This window comes from Sphingomonas bacterium (assembly GCF_028292945.1).
In the GTDB taxonomy this organism is placed as follows: Bacteria; Pseudomonadota; Alphaproteobacteria; order Sphingomonadales; family Sphingomonadaceae; genus Sphingomonas.
On the sequence record NZ_JAQGLJ010000037.1, the window covers coordinates 1 to 16,499 of the forward strand.

Here is a 16,499-nt window from a genome sequence, read left to right on the forward strand (position 1 = left end):
GGTAGAATATGACCAACACCCGCACCGAAACCGACTCGATCGGCGCCATCGAAGTTCCCGTCACCGCCTATTGGGGTGCGCAGACGCAGCGCTCGATCGAGAATTTCCCGTTTGGCGATACCGAGCGCATGCCGATCGGCATCGTCCATGCCCAGGCAATCGTGAAGCAGGCGGCGGCGCGGGTGAACCGCGCCCATGGCCTGGCGGACGAGATCGTCGACGCGATCGAGGCGGCGGCGGACGAGGTGGTCGCGGGCAAGCTGGACGATCAGTTTCCGCTCGTCATCTGGCAGACCGGGTCCGGCACGCAGACCAACATGAACGTCAACGAGGTCATCGCCGGCCGCGCCAACGAAATGCTGACCGGCGCGCGCGGCGGCAAGTCGCCCGTGCACCCCAACGATCACGTCAACATGAGCCAGTCTTCCAACGACAGCTTTCCCACCGCGCTCCACGTCGCGGCGGTGGTCGCGACCGAGCGCGCGCTGCTGCCGGCGCTCGACCGGCTGGAGGCGGCGTTGAGCACCAAGGCACGGGCCTGGGATCACATCGTCAAGATCGGCCGCACGCACACGCAGGACGCGACACCGCTATCGTTGGGGCAAGAGTTCGGCGGCTATGCGGCGCAGCTGACAAGCGCACGCGTTCGGATTGCCTGGGCAGCGGACGAGCTGCGCAAGCTCGGCATCGGCGGCACGGCAGTCGGCACCGGCCTGAACGCGCCGGATGGCTGGGCCGAGGACATGTGCGCCGCAATCAGCGACATCGCCGGCACCGGGTTCTCGCCTGCCCCCAATAAATTCGAGCAGCTCGCCGCCAAGGACGCGCTGGTGTTCTTTTCCGGCGCGCTCAACACACTCGCGGTGGCGCTCAACAAGATCGCCAACGACATTCGCCTGCTGGGCTCGGGTCCGCGCTCCGGGCTGGGCGAGCTGTCGCTCCCTGCAAATGAGCCGGGCAGTTCGATCATGCCGGGCAAGGTCAATCCGACGCAGTGCGAAAGCCTGACGATGGTTTCGGGGCAGGTGATCGGCAACCACGCGGCGGTGACCATCGGCGGCATGCAGGGGCATTTCGAGCTCAACGTGTTCATGCCGCTCATCGGCGCGAACGTGCTGCGTTCGATCCATCTGCTGAGCGTCGGCATGACAAGTTTCGCGGAGCGGTGCGTCGACGGGATCGAAGCCAACGAGCGCCAGATCGCGGAGCTGGTCGGGCGCTCGCTAATGCTGGTGACGGCGCTTGCGCCGGAAATCGGCTACGACGCTTCCGCCAAGATCGCGAAACATGCGCACGAAAACGGCCTTACCCTGAAGGAAGCGGGGCTGAAGCTGGGGCTGGTGAACGAGGCGACGTTCGACCGGTTGGTTCGACCCGAGACGATGCTGGGGCGCTGACGGCGGCAAAGGAACTTCCACTTCGCTCCCGCGCTTTTTCTCGCAAAGGAGCGAAACACATGATCGGCAGGGTAATCGGTGCATTGGTAGGCCGCGAGATCGACCGGCGTGACGGGCGCGGCGGGTTGAAGGGCGCGGCGATCGGCACGATCGCTGCCGGCGCGTTGCGGCGCATGGGTCCCTTCGGAATGCTGCTGGGCGGCGCGTATGTCGCCAAGAAGGCGCTCGACCGTCGGCGTGTCACGCGGCGGGGATACTGACCTAACTTGGGTTGACCCGCCGGGCATGGCCGCGCCAAAGGCCTCCATGCCCGACATTGCCCCGACCGACCCACACGGCTTCAAGCGTCGCGGGGTGCTGTTCGTGCTGTCTTCGCCCTCGGGGGCCGGTAAATCGACGATCGCGCGCAAGCTGCTGGCGGAGGAGCCGGAGCTGGAAATGTCGGTCAGCGCCACCACCCGCCCGATACGGCCGGGCGAGGTGGATGGACGCGACTATCACTTCGTCGACCTGGAACGGTTCCGCACGATGGTGGCGGATAACGCGTTCCTTGAATGGGCGCACGTCTTCGACCATCGCTACGGCACGCCGCGCGCGCCGGTCGACGCGATCCTGGCATCCGGCAAGGACGTGCTGTTCGACATCGACTGGCAGGGCGCACAGCAGCTGTACCAGATCGCGGGCGGCGATGTGGTCCGCGTCTTCATCCTGCCCCCCTCCATGGCCGAGCTGCACACCCGGCTGAGCCGGCGCGCGACGGATTCGACGGCAGTGATCGAGGCGCGCATGGGCCGCGCATCCAGCGAGGTCAGCCACTGGGACGGCTATGACTATGTGCTGGTCAACGACGACGTCGAGCGCTGCTTCGCCGGCGTCAAAACGATATTGGCGGCGGAGCGGCTACGCCGCTCCCGGCAGACGGGGCTGATCGGCTTTATTCGGGGTCTAACGCGGTAGAGGTCGTTTTCTGTCTTGGCGGATCCCGGCGACGGGAGAGGGACAGCAAGCGCACCGCCGCATCGAACTCGGCGCGCTTGTTCTCCTGTGCTTCGGCAGCCAACGTGTCTTTGCCCCACATCTCGGCCTGCCAGTCCTCGTCCACATGCGCAGCCAACCATGCTTGATCCGGCGTCAGCGCGCCCTCGACCAGCGCGAGCGTCAGCAACAACGAGCCGGTGATCGACACCATCGGCGAAGCTGCGGCGAGCGCAAAGGCATCGAGCGCCGCCGTTGCATCGCTCAGCCGTTGCAGCATCAGCGGCGACTGCGCGCGGTGGACGATGCCGACAGTGACTTCGACATGCACGTCGTAGCGGTGCTCCGCCCAGGCGATCACCGGATCCCACGCGGCTGCCTGTCGTTGCACGAGCGGCTCCGGCAGTTCGGCGCGATAACAGAGCAGGTCGGTTTCGGCATAGTGCGACAGGCCCGCCGCGAATGCTGACGGATCAAGCGCGATCCGGTCGATAGCCGCGTTGGCGAGACCGGTCAGCGGCATCGCGCGTGGGTCGACAACGCTGGTGACGCGCCGCCATTCCTCTGCGACCGCCTCGGCAAGCGCGTCCGTCGGCAGTGACAGCGGCACCCGACCTGGCGTTCGGATCGGCTTGCCGTCCAGCGTCACGCCGCGGTCCGGCGTGACGGTCACCTCAGTCCAGAACCGCTTCACGATTCCGGTGTCCGCCAGCGCCGCGCCAGTGCGCGTGGCAGGGTGGCGATCATCAACAGCGCCGCGAGAACGATTGCGATACCGAGCAGCTTGGGGATCAGTGCCTCCGCGCGACCTGCCAGCAACAGCCCGAACACCGCGCCGGCCGTGCCCGCCAGCCGGCTGACGACGATCGCGAACCAGCGGCGGCGAGCAAGCACGTCATCGCTCATGCCAGCATCGCCACGAGATCGGACGCATGCTGCGCGATGGCGTCGGCACCGGAGTCCGCCAACTTGTCAGTCGAATGATAGCCCCACGCGACGCCCACAGCGCGGCACCCCGCCGACCGCGCCATAGTCATGTCGAAGCTGATGTCGCCGATCATGGCAGTCATGTGGGGCGCGACGCCGGCCTTCGCCATGCCCGCGAGCAGCATCGCGCGATCGGGCTTGGATGGATGCCGGCCCGCGAGCGCGCGATGCTGCGCGCCGTCGCCGGCGGGGCGGAGCGCGCGCATGGCCTTGATCAGGCTCAAACCGTCGATGCGGCGAATCAGTGCACGCGGCGGCGGCGTCAGGCCGACGCTGACGCACGCCTCCTCTATGGCGCAGATGTTGGCCGGACCGTCGACCAGCGCGCCGTCGCAGTCGAGCATGGCGAGCCGGGTCACGCCCGCTCCATCGCGTCGGCCAGGGCGCGCAGGCCGGCGATCATGCCCGCGCGGTCGGCGGCGGACTTGTGCTGGGCAAGCTTGTCGGTTCCGCGTAAGCCCGTGACGGTAATCGCGAACCCGCCGATCGCGCGCAGCATGGCGTCGATCTTCGCGGGGTCGGTCTTCGCCCGCGTCCAAGGGTTCGGGTTCGGCTCGTGACGCTCGGCGAGCGTATCCAGCTGCGTGAGGAGATCATCGCGCGACAGCGGGCGTACCATGCCCTCGATCTCGATGGCGGTGTAGTTCCAGGTCGGCACCTGATCGTCGGCTCGTGCGAACCAGTTCGGCGTAAGATACCCATCCGGCCCGGCGACGCTCGCCAGCACTGTCGCGCCGGCGAGATGCGGAAACAGGCGATTGGCGCGCGCCAGGTGCAACCACAGCTCTTCGCCATGCCGCGTCAACGGCGCGTGCGCGACCAACGGACCGACCGGCGTGGCGACGAAAAGATGCGCAAACCCGGCCGCTCGGTCAAGCAGGCCAGCCTCGTCCGGCCGGAATGCCGGGTTCGGGTGCATCAGCGCTTGCGGCCGCCGGTGCCGCGATCGTCGCTTCCGCGGCCGCCCCCACGATCCCGCCGCTCGCCCTTGCGTGCCTTGCGGATCGTTTTCGCATGCGCCTTGGCCGCCACCTTCTTGTCGGCGCGAGTCGGCGGCTGGTGCTCGTCGAGCGGGAGCTGGTCGCCCAGCATCTGTTCGAATCCCAGGCTTGCGAGCGACTCGGCGAAGTGGGTTGGCAGCTCCGCCTGAACGTCGATCTGGCCGCCATCGGGGTGGTCGACGCGGATACGCCGCGCGTGCAGGTGCATCTTGCGGCTGATGCCGCCCGTCAGGAAAGCCGCTTGTCCACCATACTTCCCGTCACCAACGATCGGATGGCCAATCGCCGCCATATGCGCGCGCAGCTGATGCGTGCGGCCGGTGAAGGGCTGCAGCTCGACCCAGGCGGTGCGGTTGCCGGCGCGTTCGATGATCCGGTAGCGGGTCCGCGCGGGCGCGCCGTTCTCTTCGTCGACATGCATCTTCTCGCCACCGGTGCCGGGCTGCTTGGCGAGCGGCAGGTCGACGGTGCCGTCGTCGATCGAGGGCACGTCCACGACCAACGCCCAGTAGACCTTCTTCGCGGTGCGGCCGGAAAAGGTCTTTGCGAAGAACGCGGCGGCGCGGTTGGTGCGCGCGATCAGCAAGGCGCCCGACGTGTCCTTGTCGAGGCGGTGGACCAGCTTTGGCCGGCTTTCGCCATCGGTGAAGGCGTCGAGGAGGCCGTCGACATGCTCGGTTGTCTTGGTGCCGCCCTGCGTCGCGAGACCCGGCGGCTTGTTGAGCACCAGCGCCTGCGCATCGCGGTGGATCACCATTTCCTGCGCGAAGGCGATCTGGTCGGGGGTCAGCGGCGTCCGCACGCGCTCGGGCTTGGTGTCGACATGGACGGGTTCGGGCGGGGGAACGCGGAGCTGCTGGCCGACGGTGACGCGATCGCCGGGTGTCGCGCGGGCGCCGTCGACGCGAAGTTGGCCCGTGCGCGCCCACTTCGCCACGGTTGTGAAGTTAGCTTCGGGCAGGTGCCGCTTGAACCAGCGATCAAGCCGGATACCGTCGTCGTCGGGGGCGACGGTGAACTGGCGGACGGTGTCGGTCATGTGACGACCCTAGCGGTTGGTGCCGCCAGCGTCACCCCGCGCCGTTAGCGGCCGGCATTGCTTACCAGATCGATCGTCGAGCCACCTCCCGAACGTGACGCGACATACACAGCATAGGCGTCACTGCGGCGTGTGCCGCCGAGCACGTGGAGACCGTCCGCGGCCTGGTGCTCGGCCGAGTAGCCGGCAGCCGTCGCGCGGGTATGATACCAGTTGATGACCTTGTCGGCGGCGGCGCCGCTGGCGAAGCTGACGACGCGCAGACGGCAGGCACCGGACGCGTTGCCGGCGGCTTCGATCACGCGCGCGTCGGGATAGAGCGGCAGCTCGGCGGAGAGGCGGTTGGCCCAGGCCGCCGAATAGCTCACGGAAGCACAGCCGCGTGCGGCCGGATGCCGTTCGACCAGCGCTCCCAACGTCAACGCGGCGGCCCTGGTCCGACATTTCGGGCAGTCGCGGGCGGGCGCGGGCGCAGCCTTCAACGAGGTGGCGTCGACCGGATCGCGCAATTCGATCTCTGGGGGCGTCGCGCTCGAGTCGGGACCGGGCGCGGGTCGTACGGCGTTAGCGTTGGACGACTGCCCGAGCGACGGGTCGATCATGATCGGCGCATTGAGCGCCGCCGCAATCGCCGGGTCGCGTAGATTGCCGGCGCTGTTGGCATCGGTCAGTTCTCGATCGAGCGCATCCAGGTCTTGCGGGACATCGGGCGCGCGGTCGCACGCGGTGACGAAGATCAGGGCGGGGATCAGCAAGCGCACCGCTGCCGCATAGCGCGCGCGGGTAAAGCTTTGATGAGCGGGCTTGCGGGATAGTGGCTGGCAAGACATTCTACCGGCCATGCTGAACATCATCTCGATTCTTGTCGGACTGGTCACACTCGCGCTCGGGCTGGTCGCGTTCATCCCGCTGCTCGGCTGGCTTAACTGGCTGGTTCTGCCGATCGGAGTCGTCGGGCTTGCGCTGGGCGCGCTCTCGTCGAGCAACGCCGGACGCAATCTCAACGCCGCGCTGCTGGTCGTGTTCGGCCTGCGACTGATGATCGGCGGCGGGATCGTCTGACACGAAAAAGGGCGCCGCGGTTGTCCGCGACGCCCCCTGACGAACCTGTGACCTCAGATTAGCGGCAGCGGCGCGGCTTGCTGGTCTCGCGCTCGACCGCGCGGCCAGCGAGTGCGCCCAGCGCGGCACCACCCAGCGTGCCGATCGTGCGATCGCCGCCGGTGTCGATGGTGCGGCCGATCAGCGCGCCCGCGACGCCACCGACGACCAGACCGGTCCGGCCGTTCGACTTGCGGCAATAGGTCCGCCCGTCCTTGCCGCGCCACTCGCGGTAGCGGGACTGCGCATCGGCGCTGTCGATCGGAAACACGGCGGCGGTCGGAACGGCGACGGCAAAGGCGCTGAGCGCCAGGATCATCTTACGCATGACTTACTCCCATTCGATGTGGTCTGGGGGCGTAACGTTCCTCGACAAAGCGTAGTTGCATGAACCTAAAACAACGTCGCTGGTAACCGGTGTTAATCGTCCACATTATCCACAGGCAGGCAGGCGTGAAGCGGCTTGGCGCGACTCGGCGGGCGTGAGACCTTGTCCAGGCAGGCGGAAGAGGAAGTCCTTCGGGGCGGAGAACGAAGCCGGTGCTGCCGAGCAGAACCGCGGGTGCAAGTCCGCAAGGTGGGCCGGGTAGCTGGGGATGGGAAGGCTACCTTCCGGCGCCAGCCGTGCGAGCGGTGCGGCGACGAGGGCGAGCGGACCATCGCCGAACCGAGGCAGACAAGCCGGGTCGTTCGCGACTGGGGGAATGTGCAGCGGGGTCGCCAGGGCGCGGCAGGACGCGGCGATACCGGTTCTTCGGAGCGGGTGTCGGCAAAGGTCGGCAAGCGGATGGGGACGCAAGGCAAAGCGGATCGGATCCTCGGATGCGATCGGTGGAGCAGGCCGCCGTGGCCGGTGGATGCGGGATCGACGCCCTTGGGCGACGAGATCGAGATCGCCGGTGTGGGGACCAACAGGTCCGTGATGGTGTGACGTCGTTCGCGACGCCCCCGCACGGATTGCCGCCGAAACCGGACGGCGCAGGGCAGGGTGGCTTCGGCCGAATGTTCGAGCGGGTCGAGGCGCGGCGACGAGGGGGTCGGCAGCAATGCCGGCCCCTTTTTGCGCGCAGCGCGGCAGCGCGGCAGCCGGCTACGCCCGGCTGACTCGCGCACGCGCGACCGGCGGGTCGGCGCAGCCGAACCCGTCCGACGGCACGACGCGGCTTGGGAATCGCAACTTTGCCTTCCCCGGCGGACACCGGGGTCCAGTCTGCCGCGCAGGATGCAGGGAGGGACTTTCCCCTAGGCCAGGCTAACGTGCTCCGCGTCGAAGGTTTAGGGGGGTGCCCTGACTAGTGACGGGCCGTGGAGCCGCGCGGCGGACTGGGCCCCGGCGTCTGCCGGGGAGGGCTATTCCGCGCACCGGCTTCCGTAGGCGAGGGGCTTTGGCGCCCGAGTGACGGTGCTGGCATTTCCGCGCTACAACCCGCCCAATGCAGCCCGCCATCGCTCCCCTGCCACAGATCGTCCCGGCGCTTGGCCCGTGGCTCGACCTTGCCGGGCTGGCCGTGTTCGCCGCGTCGGGCGCGCTGGCGGCGGCGAAGCGGGGGCAGACGTTCGTGACACTGGCATTCTTCGCGCTGATCACGGGTGTGGGCGGCGGCACGGTGCGCGACCTGTTGATCGGCGCGCCGGTGTTCTGGGTGCGGGACGAGCGCGCGGCGGCGGCGTGTTTGGTGGTGGCGGCGGTGATCTGGCTGACGCCGGAGCGGTGGTGGCGTGGCGAGGCGCTCGACTGGTTCGACGCGGTAGGGCTGGCGGCATATGCTGTGTTCGGCGCGGCCAAGGCGATCGGCTATGGCGTGCCGCCGGTGCCGGCCGCGCTGATGGGCGTGGTGACCGCGTGCGTCGGCGGCGTCATCCGCGACGTGCTGGCGGGCGAGCCGTCGATCCTGATGCGGCCGGAGCTGTACGTGACGGCGGCGGCGCTGGCGGCAGGCCTGTACGTGGCACTGGTGCTGCTTGGCGTGGTCGCCCCGGTGGCGGCGGTGGTCGGGGCAACGGCGGGGTTCGCACTGAGAGCGGCGGCGATCGGCTGGGGGCTGAAGCTGCCGGCGTACCGGGGGCGGCGGTAAGGTAGGCTAACGCCCCCTTGCGGACATTCTATGCAATAGACATGGATTGGCGCATGTCGCGCGCGCTGGCTCGGGACGCCAGGCCGCGTCTGGTCACGGACCGGCTAAACCCACGAGCAAGCTGATCAACCGCTGGACGCGAATGGAATTGACACCCACCGTCTCGCCGATGAGCGGTTCGATCTGACGCGCCACATAGCCTGAATTGCCAGAGTAGGCCATCGACCAGTTGGTAAGCCGCCGCCGCGCGACTGCTTCGATGTGCAATACCGTAACGTCTGTGTGCCGGTTATCGCACTCGATCCGCTCCATCAGGCTGTCGACAACTGCGATCGGCCCCTCAAGCAACTGCGCAAAATGGGCCTGGGTCGAAACGAGAGCTCCGGTGATCCCCATGCTCGCGTTGAATAGCCGAGCAGCTGCCACGATCTCTTCTATCGTGCGCTCCGGGTCCACCGTGAATGGAGATTGCCGACTCACGTATAATAGCGAGCGGTCCATCAGACACGCCCCTGGTCGAGCGTTTCCGCACCCGACCCTGTGGGCCTACCGGTTGCCCGGTCCCTAGCAAGCACCATGGCGGTGGCGTCGTCCGCGCGGGCGGCTCGGATCGCGATCACCAGCCGAGCCGCGCCAGCAGCACGTCGAACAGCCGCGCATCGTTCGGCGCGGCGGTGGTCGGACCGAATCCGGCGCATTGGAGGCAGCGTGCCTGGATCGAGCCGCCCGCGACCAGCCGGCGGACGTCGCCCACCGCGCGGGCGAGCAGCTGGCGCTGGGCGCTCGCCGCCTGCGCGAACACGTCGCCGCCCGCACCACTTTCCGCGTCCTCTTCGTCTTCGGCGAACGTCGCCGCGAGCTGCGCCAGCCAGTCGGGTTCCTTTTCCAGATAGACGGTATGATAGCCGTCCGCCTTCAGGCCCGCGCGCTTCGCCGCTTCGGCGACCGCGTCGGACAGCCCGCCGAACCGATCGACCAGCCGCAGCTGGTGCGCGGTGCCGCCGTCCCAGACGCGGCCCTGGCCAATCTGGTCGACGCGCTCGGGCGTCATCTTGCGCGCCGCCGCCACCCGCGACAGGAACTGGCGATAGCCGTTCTCGATGCCCGATTGCAGCACTGCGTCGAGCACCGGGTTGGTGCCCGCGATCACATCCGGCTGGCCCGACAGCGGCGTGGTCTTCACGCCGTCGCTGGTGACACCGATCTTCGCCAATGACCGCTCGAAGGTGGGCAGGATGCCGAAGATGCCGATCGAGCCGGTGATCGTGTTGGGCTCGGCGAAGATCGTGTCGCCCGCCGTCGCGACCCAATAGCCGCCCGACGCCGCCAGCCCGCCCATCGAGATCACGACGGGCAGCTTGCGCTTCCTGGCCTCCAGCACCGCGAGCCTGATCTGCTCCGACGCCAGTGCCGAGCCGCCGCCGGTGTCGACGCGGACCACCAGCGCCTTGAGGTCCTTGGTCGCGAGACCGTCCAGCATCGCGCGGGCGATCGTCTCGCCCCCGGCGGTGCCCGGCCCGGCCTTGCCGTCGACGATGTCGCCCGCGACCGTCAGCACGCCGATCGCGTCGCCGTCGGTCGACAGCGGGTGCGCGGCGATCCAGTCGGCGTAGCGGATCGCGTTGAAATAGCCGGCGGGCTTGGCGTCGTTGCCGCCGGCCAGCGCCGCCACGCGCCGGCCGAATGCGGTGCGGTCGCCCAGCTTGTCGACGATCCCGGCGCGCAGATTGCCCTCAGCGATGTCACCGCCGGTCGTCTGCACGACCTGCGCGGGTTGCGTCAGATAGGCGGCGAACTGCGCCTTGGGCCGCGCGGCGCGGACGCCCTCCTGCCATTGCCCGAACAGCGTACTGTACAGCGCCTGCGAGGCTTCGCGAGACTCTGGAGATTGATCCGCTCGCGTGTACGGTTCGACGAAGCTCTTGTACTTGCCGACGCGATAGACGTGCGCGTTGACGCCCAGGCGATCGATCAGGCCCTTGTAGTAGAGCTGCGACCCGCCAGGTCCGGCAAACAAAGTGCCGCCCATCGGGTGCATCCAGATCTCCGACGCATTGGCGGCGAGGCGGTAGGCGGCGTCGTCATAGGCGGTGGCATAGGCGAGCACGGGCTTGCCCTTGGCGCCATCGGCGCCGTCGCGCGCGCGCTTCACGGCGCGGCTCAACTCGGAAATAACGGCGGGATAGCCGCCGCCGAACGCGTCGAGATCGAGCACGATCGCCTTGACGCGATCATCGGTGCGCGCGGCGTCGATCGCGCGGATCACGTCGCGGAGGCGATATTCGCGCGCGGTCGGTTGGCCGGACAGCGAGGCGAAGGTGTCGGTCTCGCTGGGCTGTTCGACGACCGCGCCATCCAGCTTCAACACCAGCGCGCCGTCGCCGATCGCCTTCCCGCCGGGTCGCGCGGAGAGGGCGGCGAACAGGATGCCGAAGAACAAGAGCATGGCGACCAGCACCAGCCCGTCCTTGATCCCGACCAGCAGTTTCCACGCGCCCCGAACCAGCTTCACCGGCATACTCCTCTTGGGGAGAGGGCTTAGCCGGAAGTGTCATGGTGGAGCAATACGGCTGGTGCCGGGAACGGCACGCCACAAATCCGTCACCCCAGTGTCATGCCCCAGTCTCCCAACCGGAACCTCGCTGTCACACGCCCGGCCTAGCGCGCTGAGCATGGTCGCTCGGCAACAAACCGAGTCGATGCGGGAAATTCGGGGAGTTCGATAATCATGGTGACCATCAACCGCTTCCGCGGCGCTCTGCTGGCGTCGGCCGCTGCTCTCGTCCTGTCCGGCTGCGACGGCGCGGACAGCGTCGCGTCGCCGGGAGCTGGTTCCATCACCATCGTCACGCCGGCGCCCACGCCCACCGCCACGCCGACGCCGACGCCGACCGGGCCGACCCCGATCACCGCCGCGCAGTTCGCCGCCGCGACCACCGTCAACACGATCACCGTCACGCCCGACGAGCAGCTCGCGCTCGCCAGTGCGGGAACGAACAACAACGTCAACGGCGTCGGCTCGACGATGAACGGCGTGTATCCGGTCGGTGCCGCCCCGCTCGCCGTCGCGACCGATCCTTCCGCGATCAACAGCTTCTTCCAGTCGACCAACTATGTCGGCGCGTTGAACGGCCCGACCGACACCAGCTTTCAGGACTGGACCTGCAACTCGACCTCGGCGCAGTTCGGCGGCGCGGGCGCGGCCTGCACGGCCGTTCCCGCCATCGGCACTGGCGGGGCGACCGCGGCTTGCCCGACCGGCACCGTCGACGACGGCGTGGTCGCGACCTTCCGCGCCTGCCGCCTGCCGGCCGCGATCACCACCAGCCTGACGCTGCCGCGCATCGCCGGCGTGTTCTATCGCCTGCGCGGGCAGACGGAGGTCGGCACCGATCTTGGCACCACCGGCGCTAGCGGCGTGACGCTGACGATCGCGGCCGGCGTCACGGTCGCGGCGGACTCCAGCGAGGCGACCAACGATTTCCTGATCGTCAATCGCGGCTCGCAGATCAGCGCCGTCGGCACGCGCGCCGCGCCGATCGTCTTCACCTCGCAGCAGAACCTGGTCGCCAACGGCGTGTCGGACGCCAGCCAGGGCCAGTGGGGCGGGGTGGTCGTGCTCGGCCGCGCGCCGGTCGGCGTGTGCGCCGCGGGCACGGGGCCCAACAACGCCGCCGGCTCGTCGACGACGTGCCAGCAGGCGATCGAGGGCGTCACGGGGCGCTTCTATGGCGGGCCAACCGCCGCCGACAACAGCGGCACGATGTCTTTCGTCCAGATCCGCTATTCGGGCATCGCCATCTCCGACGGCAACGAGCTGCAGGGGCTGACGCTGGGCGGCACCGGCACCGGCACGACGCTCAACAACATCCAGATCCACAACTCCGCCGATGACGGCATCGAGATCTTCGGTGGCACCACCAACGTCCGCTACATCGCGGTGACGGGCGCGGACGACGACGGCTTCGACATCGACAACGGCTATCGCGGCTTCATGCAGTTCATGATCGCGGCGCAGCGCACGCTGGGCGCGACCGCCGACAGCTTCTCGACCGAGATCGACTCGAACAACGCCGAGGACCTGCTGCCGCGCACCTTCTCGACTTACGCCAACTTCACCTTCATCCAGACCGCCGCGGCACCCGCCGCGATCCGCCAGCGCGGCGGCTCGGACATGCGTTACGTGAACGGCATCATCCGTTCGAGCGTGCCCTGCCTCAACATCGTCGCGGGCGAGCAGACCGCCGGTGGGCGCAGCACGGTACGTCCGGCCGACGCGGCGTTGCAGGAGTTCGGGCCGCCGACCTTCAACTCGGTCTATTTCGCCTGCAGCAATCGCTGAGCCCCGCACACCCCAATCCCGGTGCCGGGGCGGTCAAGCCGATCGCTCCGGCATCTTGCAATCAAGCGGATGACCTGGCCATGCCTCAGCGCCCAATTTCCCGGCGGCTCGCCTATTCGGCGCTGCTGCTGCTGACCTCCACGCTCGTCGCGCCGGCGGCACTCGCGCAGACCGGCACGACGGCGACGCCGCCAGACGCTCCGGCGCAGGAGGGCACGCAGCCGCCCGCCGCCGACGCCGAGGTCTCCGCGCCCGGCGCGGAAATGCAGGACGTGGTGGTCGTCGGCCGCAACATCCCCAACCAGCTGCGCGCCACCAGTCAGGTCGTGTCGGTCCTGTCGTCCGCCGACATCGCGCGCACGGGCGAGGGCGACATCGCCGGCGCGCTCAGCCGCGTCACCGGGCTGTCGGTGGTGAGCGGCGGCTTTGTCTTCGTGCGTGGCCTGGGCGACCGCTATTCCTCGTCGCTGCTCAACGGCTCGCCGCTGCCGTCGCCCGAGCCGCTGCGCCGATCGGTGCCGCTCGACATCTTCCCGACCGCGATCGTCGGCTCGGCGGTGGTGCAGAAGACCTATTCGGTGAACTATCCGGGCGAGTTCGGCGGCGGCATCATCAACCTGACGACCAAGGCGATCCCGACCGAAAACTTCGTCGCCGTCGCGTTCAGCATCGGCGCGGACGATTCGACCACCAACCAGGTCGGCTATGTCTATGACGGCGGGGACACCGACTGGATCGGGTTCGACGACGGCACCCGCGACATTCCCTCCTTCATCGGCGAGGCAGCGACGGGCACCGGTCTGCTCACGTCAGCGCAGGTAGGTCAGCTCAGCAACGCGGAGACCACGCTGCTCCAGCGCGACGGCAAGATCCCGCCCAACTTCTCCGCCGAGATCAGCGGCGGCTCGGTGTTCGACCTGGGCGGCAGCCGGCTTGGCCTGATCTCCTCGATCAGCGCCAGCAACAGCTTCCGCACCCGCGCCGCGACGCAGCAGGACTCGGTGTCGGCCAACGGCACGCTGCGCAACGATTTCCGCACCCTGCTGACCGACAACCGCATCGTCGCCAACGCGCTGGTGGGGGTCGGCTTCGAGTTCGACGAGAACACGATCCGCTGGACCAACGTCTACATCCACGACACGCTGAAGCAGGCGCGTGGCAGCGTTGCGACGCTGTACAACAATGCCAGCGGCCTGCGTTTTCAGCAGAACACCAACTGGTTCGAGCGCCAGCTGTTCGAATCGCAGTTGGTCGGCGAGTTCAAGCCGACCGATGCGTTCGAGGTCAACCTGCGCGGTGCCTATGCCAATTCCAAGCGCAACGCGCCGTACGAGCGGCAGTTCGATTACCTCTGCTCGAACACCACCACCAACGGCCTGACGATCATCAGCGACATCCCGGCCAGCAATGATCCCTTCCAGTGCAATGGCGCCTATCAGGTTACTGGGCGTTTCACGCCGTTCGCGTCGGTCATCTTCTCGATGCTGGACGAGGATCTGTACACCGGCCAGGCCGATCTGTCGTACAAGCTGGGGTTCGATCGGCCCGCGACGATCTCGGCCGGGTATTTCTACTCGGACACGCAGCGTTTCTCCAGCCGTCTGCAGTTCAACTACCAGACCAGCCTCGGCGGCGGCACCGTACCCGGCTATCCCGTCAATCTGCTGCGCCCAGACTTCCTGCTCGGGCCCGACGCGATCAACAATGCCTGTCCGCAGCTAGGCGCAAACCAGTGCTCGATCCAGCTGCAGTTCAACACGCCCCTGGGTGCGTTCGCCTATGACGCGAGCCTGCGGATCCATGCCGGCTACGGCCAGTTCGAGGCGGAGGTCGCCGACGGCCTGCGTGGCACGATCGGCGTCCGCTATGAAATGGCGGACGAGCGGGTGGTGCCGATCGGGACGACGGGCATCCGGCTGGACAACGCCTATTTCCTGCCCGCCGCGACGGTGACCTGGAACTTCGCCCCCGACATGCAGCTGCGCGTCAGCGGGTCGAAGACGATCTCGCGCCCGCAGTTCCGCGAGCTGGCGCCGCAGCAGTTCCGCGATCCCGACTCCGACCGGCTGTTCTTCGGCAACCCGCTGTTGAGCGATTCCGAGCTGTATAGCGGCGAAGCGCGGTTCGAGTGGTTCTTCGCGCGCGATCAGCGGTTCACGCTCGCGGGCTTCTACAAGCGGATCGACAATCCGGTCGAGCAGGTCGGCTTCTTCACCGGCTCGGACGACCGGTTGCAGACCGGCTTCACCAACCTGCCGCGCGCGACGCTGTACGGTGGCGAGGTGGAGTTGCAGAAGCACGTCAAGCTGTTCGGGCTGGGCGAGGCATGGGCCACCAAGCGCGCGGTGATCATCGCCAACTACACCTACACGCAATCGAAGATCACCGCCGATGATCGTTGCGTGCCCAACGTGCTCAACCAGACGCTGGGCGGCTGCGGGACGGGCTTTGGCCCGGCGGGCCTCCAGTTCCGTGACGGCGCGCCGCTGACCGGCCAGTCCGATCACCTCGTCAACCTCCAGCTCGGCATCGAAGATACTGCCGAGCTGGCGCAGGCGACGCTGCTGTTCACCTATGCCAGCGAGCGCGTGACCAACCGTGGGCCGTCGCTGCTGTCGGGTGTCGGGTTTCAGCCCGACATCATCGAACGGCCCGGCATCCGCCTCGACCTGGTGATCCGCCAGGGGATCGAGCTCGCGGGCGGCAAGTTCGAGGTGAAGTTCGAGGCGCGCAACCTGACGCATACCCCTTACCGAGAAAGCCAGACGTTCGATGGCGGCAGCGAGGTGTTCGTCAACCGGTACGAGCTGGGGCGGACGTTCAGCCTGGGGGTGAGTGCCAAATTCTGATTCCCCTCCCGCTCGCGGGAGAGGAGAAGCTAGCCCCACGGCAACTCGCGAAACCACTTTGTAATCACATACTTCACCCCCGCCCGTACCTTCATCCCATGGTGCAGCGTCGCCGGATTGAGGCTGCCATCGGGTCGCCGGTTGTTCCAGCACACCAGCTTGCCCGTCTCGGGCTGGATGATCTTGTCGACCGCCTTGAACCGCGTCGCGCCGCCCGCTTCGGGCGTGTTCAGATAGATCATCACCGTCCAGGTCCGGTTGCCCGCGACCCCGCAATAGCGCTGATAGTCGGCGCCGTTCGGCTCGAAATATTCGGTATGCCCTTTGAACTCCTGTCCGACCGCATAGCGCTGCCCCTGCAGCGGCTCGCCATGCGCGCCGTCCAGTCCGGTAAGGGCGGTGATGCGGCGCTCGACCTCCTCGACGACTGGATCGGCAGCGTCGAGGTCGCCGGTCTCGCTGGTCCGGTACGCCGCGTCGCCATTCGCGTCCGCGATGGTCGAGGGCCGACGCACCGCGTCGATGCGCTCGACGATCAGGGCACATAGCTCGGGGGGCAGGAACGCGCGCGCGATGAACAGGTCCAGCTTTGGGCTGGGGAGCTTCTGCACGCCTGAGTTCGAGAAAATGCGCGCGACGATCGGCTCGGAAGGGTGCCCGCTGCCGAGGAGGGGAGGACTGGCCATGGGCGCATCCTGCCAGCGCGTCGACGCCTCGCCAAGCAGCGTAAACG

The 16,499-nt window shown here is 68.0% G+C and carries 17 protein-coding genes; 7 read left to right on the forward strand and 10 right to left on the reverse strand.

Translation table 11 applies throughout. The annotated features are described in order from the left end of the window. Nucleotides 1-8: 8 nt before the first annotated feature. The 3 genes from fumC to gmk are packed head-to-tail and all read left to right on the forward strand — an operon-like array spanning nt 9 to nt 2,354. The gene (gene fumC, locus JWN21_RS04490; protein WP_299646654.1) at nt 9-1,397 is read left to right on the forward strand and encodes a class II fumarate hydratase; all 1,389 of its coding nucleotides are present in this window, start codon (nt 9-11) and stop codon (nt 1,395-1,397) included. 59 nt (nt 1,398-1,456) lie between these two features. Beyond that, nucleotides 1,457-1,657, forward strand: coding sequence for a hypothetical protein (locus JWN21_RS04495; protein ID WP_299646656.1), 201 nt, complete (start codon nt 1,457-1,459; stop codon nt 1,655-1,657). Nucleotides 1,658-1,703: 46 nt separating this feature from the next. After that, complete coding sequence (gene gmk, locus JWN21_RS04500) at nt 1,704-2,354, forward strand: guanylate kinase (protein WP_299646658.1); 651 nt, start codon at nt 1,704-1,706, stop codon at nt 2,352-2,354. Here the strand turns inward: gmk and JWN21_RS04505 are convergent. From JWN21_RS04505 to JWN21_RS04530, 6 genes are read right to left on the reverse strand one after another with little or no spacing between them, the layout of a single operon-like run. Next, on the reverse strand, nt 2,332-3,066 hold the full coding sequence (locus JWN21_RS04505; protein ID WP_299646660.1) for an ATP12 family chaperone protein: 735 nt from the start codon (nt 3,064-3,066) through the stop codon (nt 2,332-2,334). The two genes, gmk and JWN21_RS04505, sit on opposite strands and share 23 nt — an antisense overlap. Continuing rightward, nucleotides 3,063-3,278 carry a hypothetical protein gene (locus JWN21_RS04510; RefSeq protein WP_299646662.1) on the reverse strand — a complete coding sequence of 72 codons (216 nt, stop codon included), beginning with the start codon at nt 3,276-3,278 and terminating at the stop codon, nt 3,063-3,065. The genes JWN21_RS04505 and JWN21_RS04510 overlap by 4 nt, the downstream gene beginning before the upstream one ends. Next, nucleotides 3,275-3,718: an HAD hydrolase-like protein gene (locus JWN21_RS04515; protein ID WP_299646664.1), complete on the reverse strand. Its 444-nt coding sequence runs from the start codon at nt 3,716-3,718 to the stop codon at nt 3,275-3,277. Before JWN21_RS04515 ends, JWN21_RS04510 begins: the two co-directional genes overlap by 4 nt. Further along, on the reverse strand, nt 3,715-4,278 hold the full coding sequence (locus JWN21_RS04520; RefSeq protein WP_299646666.1) for an FMN-binding negative transcriptional regulator: 564 nt from the start codon (nt 4,276-4,278) through the stop codon (nt 3,715-3,717). The genes JWN21_RS04515 and JWN21_RS04520 overlap by 4 nt, the downstream gene beginning before the upstream one ends. Beyond that, on the reverse strand, nt 4,278-5,399 hold the full coding sequence (locus JWN21_RS04525; protein ID WP_299646668.1) for an RluA family pseudouridine synthase: 1,122 nt from the start codon (nt 5,397-5,399) through the stop codon (nt 4,278-4,280). Before JWN21_RS04525 ends, JWN21_RS04520 begins: the two co-directional genes overlap by 1 nt. 44 nt (nt 5,400-5,443) lie before the next feature. Further along, nucleotides 5,444-6,160 (reverse strand): hypothetical protein, encoded by a 717-nt coding sequence (locus JWN21_RS04530; RefSeq protein WP_299646670.1) that lies wholly within the window; start codon nt 6,158-6,160, stop codon nt 5,444-5,446. Nucleotides 6,161-6,239: 79 nt separating this feature from the next. Here JWN21_RS04530 and JWN21_RS04535 point away from each other — a divergent pair, with 79 nt between their 5' ends. Beyond that, a complete protein-coding gene (locus JWN21_RS04535; protein WP_299646672.1) occupies nt 6,240-6,461 on the forward strand; it encodes a hypothetical protein in 222 nt (73 codons plus the stop codon). 58 nt (nt 6,462-6,519) lie between these two features. On the opposite strand, the gene JWN21_RS04540 is transcribed toward JWN21_RS04535, so the two are convergent. Continuing rightward, nucleotides 6,520-6,828, reverse strand: coding sequence for a glycine zipper 2TM domain-containing protein (locus tag JWN21_RS04540; protein ID WP_299646674.1), 309 nt, complete (start codon nt 6,826-6,828; stop codon nt 6,520-6,522). Between the two features lie 1,105 nt (nt 6,829-7,933). Here JWN21_RS04540 and JWN21_RS04545 point away from each other — a divergent pair. Further along, on the forward strand, nt 7,934-8,575 hold the full coding sequence (locus JWN21_RS04545; protein ID WP_299646676.1) for a trimeric intracellular cation channel family protein: 642 nt from the start codon (nt 7,934-7,936) through the stop codon (nt 8,573-8,575). Between the two features lie 93 nt (nt 8,576-8,668). On the opposite strand, the gene JWN21_RS04550 is transcribed toward JWN21_RS04545, so the two are convergent. Continuing rightward, nucleotides 8,669-9,076 (reverse strand): BLUF domain-containing protein, encoded by a 408-nt coding sequence (locus JWN21_RS04550; protein WP_299646678.1) that lies wholly within the window; start codon nt 9,074-9,076, stop codon nt 8,669-8,671. Between the two features lie 115 nt (nt 9,077-9,191). After that, nucleotides 9,192-11,087, reverse strand: coding sequence for a signal peptide peptidase SppA (gene sppA / locus JWN21_RS04555; protein ID WP_299646680.1), 1,896 nt, complete (start codon nt 11,085-11,087; stop codon nt 9,192-9,194). 216 nt (nt 11,088-11,303) lie between these two features. On the opposite strand from sppA, the gene JWN21_RS04560 reads away from it, so the two are divergent. Both JWN21_RS04560 and JWN21_RS04565 read left to right on the forward strand, forming a co-directional pair. Beyond that, nucleotides 11,304-12,917 carry a hypothetical protein gene (locus JWN21_RS04560; RefSeq protein ID WP_299646682.1) on the forward strand — a complete coding sequence of 538 codons (1,614 nt, stop codon included), beginning with the start codon at nt 11,304-11,306 and terminating at the stop codon, nt 12,915-12,917. Between the two features lie 80 nt (nt 12,918-12,997). Then, nucleotides 12,998-15,766 (forward strand): TonB-dependent receptor, encoded by a 2,769-nt coding sequence (locus tag JWN21_RS04565; RefSeq protein ID WP_299646684.1) that lies wholly within the window; start codon nt 12,998-13,000, stop codon nt 15,764-15,766. Between the two features lie 29 nt (nt 15,767-15,795). Here the strand turns inward: JWN21_RS04565 and JWN21_RS04570 are convergent, their stop codons facing one another. Continuing rightward, a complete protein-coding gene (locus JWN21_RS04570) occupies nt 15,796-16,452 on the reverse strand; it encodes a 2OG-Fe(II) oxygenase (RefSeq protein WP_299646721.1) in 657 nt (218 codons plus the stop codon). Nucleotides 16,453-16,499: the final 47 nt, after the last annotated feature.

Excerpts from the sequence above, each read along its gene's own strand:
- fumC (WP_299646654.1), top strand. The coding sequence starts at position 9 with ATGACCAACACCCGCACCGAAACCGACTCGATCGGCGCCATCGAAGTT.
- JWN21_RS04495 (WP_299646656.1), top strand. The coding sequence starts at position 1,457 with ATGATCGGCAGGGTAATCGGTGCATTGGTAGGCCGCGAGATCGACCGG.
- gmk (WP_299646658.1), top strand. The coding sequence starts at position 1,704 with ATGCCCGACATTGCCCCGACCGACCCACACGGCTTCAAGCGTCGCGGG.
- JWN21_RS04510 (WP_299646662.1), bottom strand. The coding sequence starts at position 3,278 with ATGAGCGATGACGTGCTTGCTCGCCGCCGCTGGTTCGCGATCGTCGTC.
- JWN21_RS04520 (WP_299646666.1), bottom strand. The coding sequence starts at position 4,278 with ATGCACCCGAACCCGGCATTCCGGCCGGACGAGGCTGGCCTGCTTGAC.
- JWN21_RS04525 (WP_299646668.1), bottom strand. The coding sequence starts at position 5,399 with ATGACCGACACCGTCCGCCAGTTCACCGTCGCCCCCGACGACGACGGT.
- JWN21_RS04535 (WP_299646672.1), top strand. The coding sequence starts at position 6,240 with ATGCTGAACATCATCTCGATTCTTGTCGGACTGGTCACACTCGCGCTC.
- JWN21_RS04540 (WP_299646674.1), bottom strand. The coding sequence starts at position 6,828 with ATGCGTAAGATGATCCTGGCGCTCAGCGCCTTTGCCGTCGCCGTTCCG.
- JWN21_RS04545 (WP_299646676.1), top strand. The coding sequence starts at position 7,934 with ATGCAGCCCGCCATCGCTCCCCTGCCACAGATCGTCCCGGCGCTTGGC.
- JWN21_RS04550 (WP_299646678.1), bottom strand. The coding sequence starts at position 9,076 with ATGGACCGCTCGCTATTATACGTGAGTCGGCAATCTCCATTCACGGTG.
- JWN21_RS04560 (WP_299646682.1), top strand. The coding sequence starts at position 11,304 with ATGGTGACCATCAACCGCTTCCGCGGCGCTCTGCTGGCGTCGGCCGCT.
- JWN21_RS04565 (WP_299646684.1), top strand. The coding sequence starts at position 12,998 with ATGCCTCAGCGCCCAATTTCCCGGCGGCTCGCCTATTCGGCGCTGCTG.
- JWN21_RS04570 (WP_299646721.1), bottom strand. The coding sequence starts at position 16,452 with ATGGCCAGTCCTCCCCTCCTCGGCAGCGGGCACCCTTCCGAGCCGATC.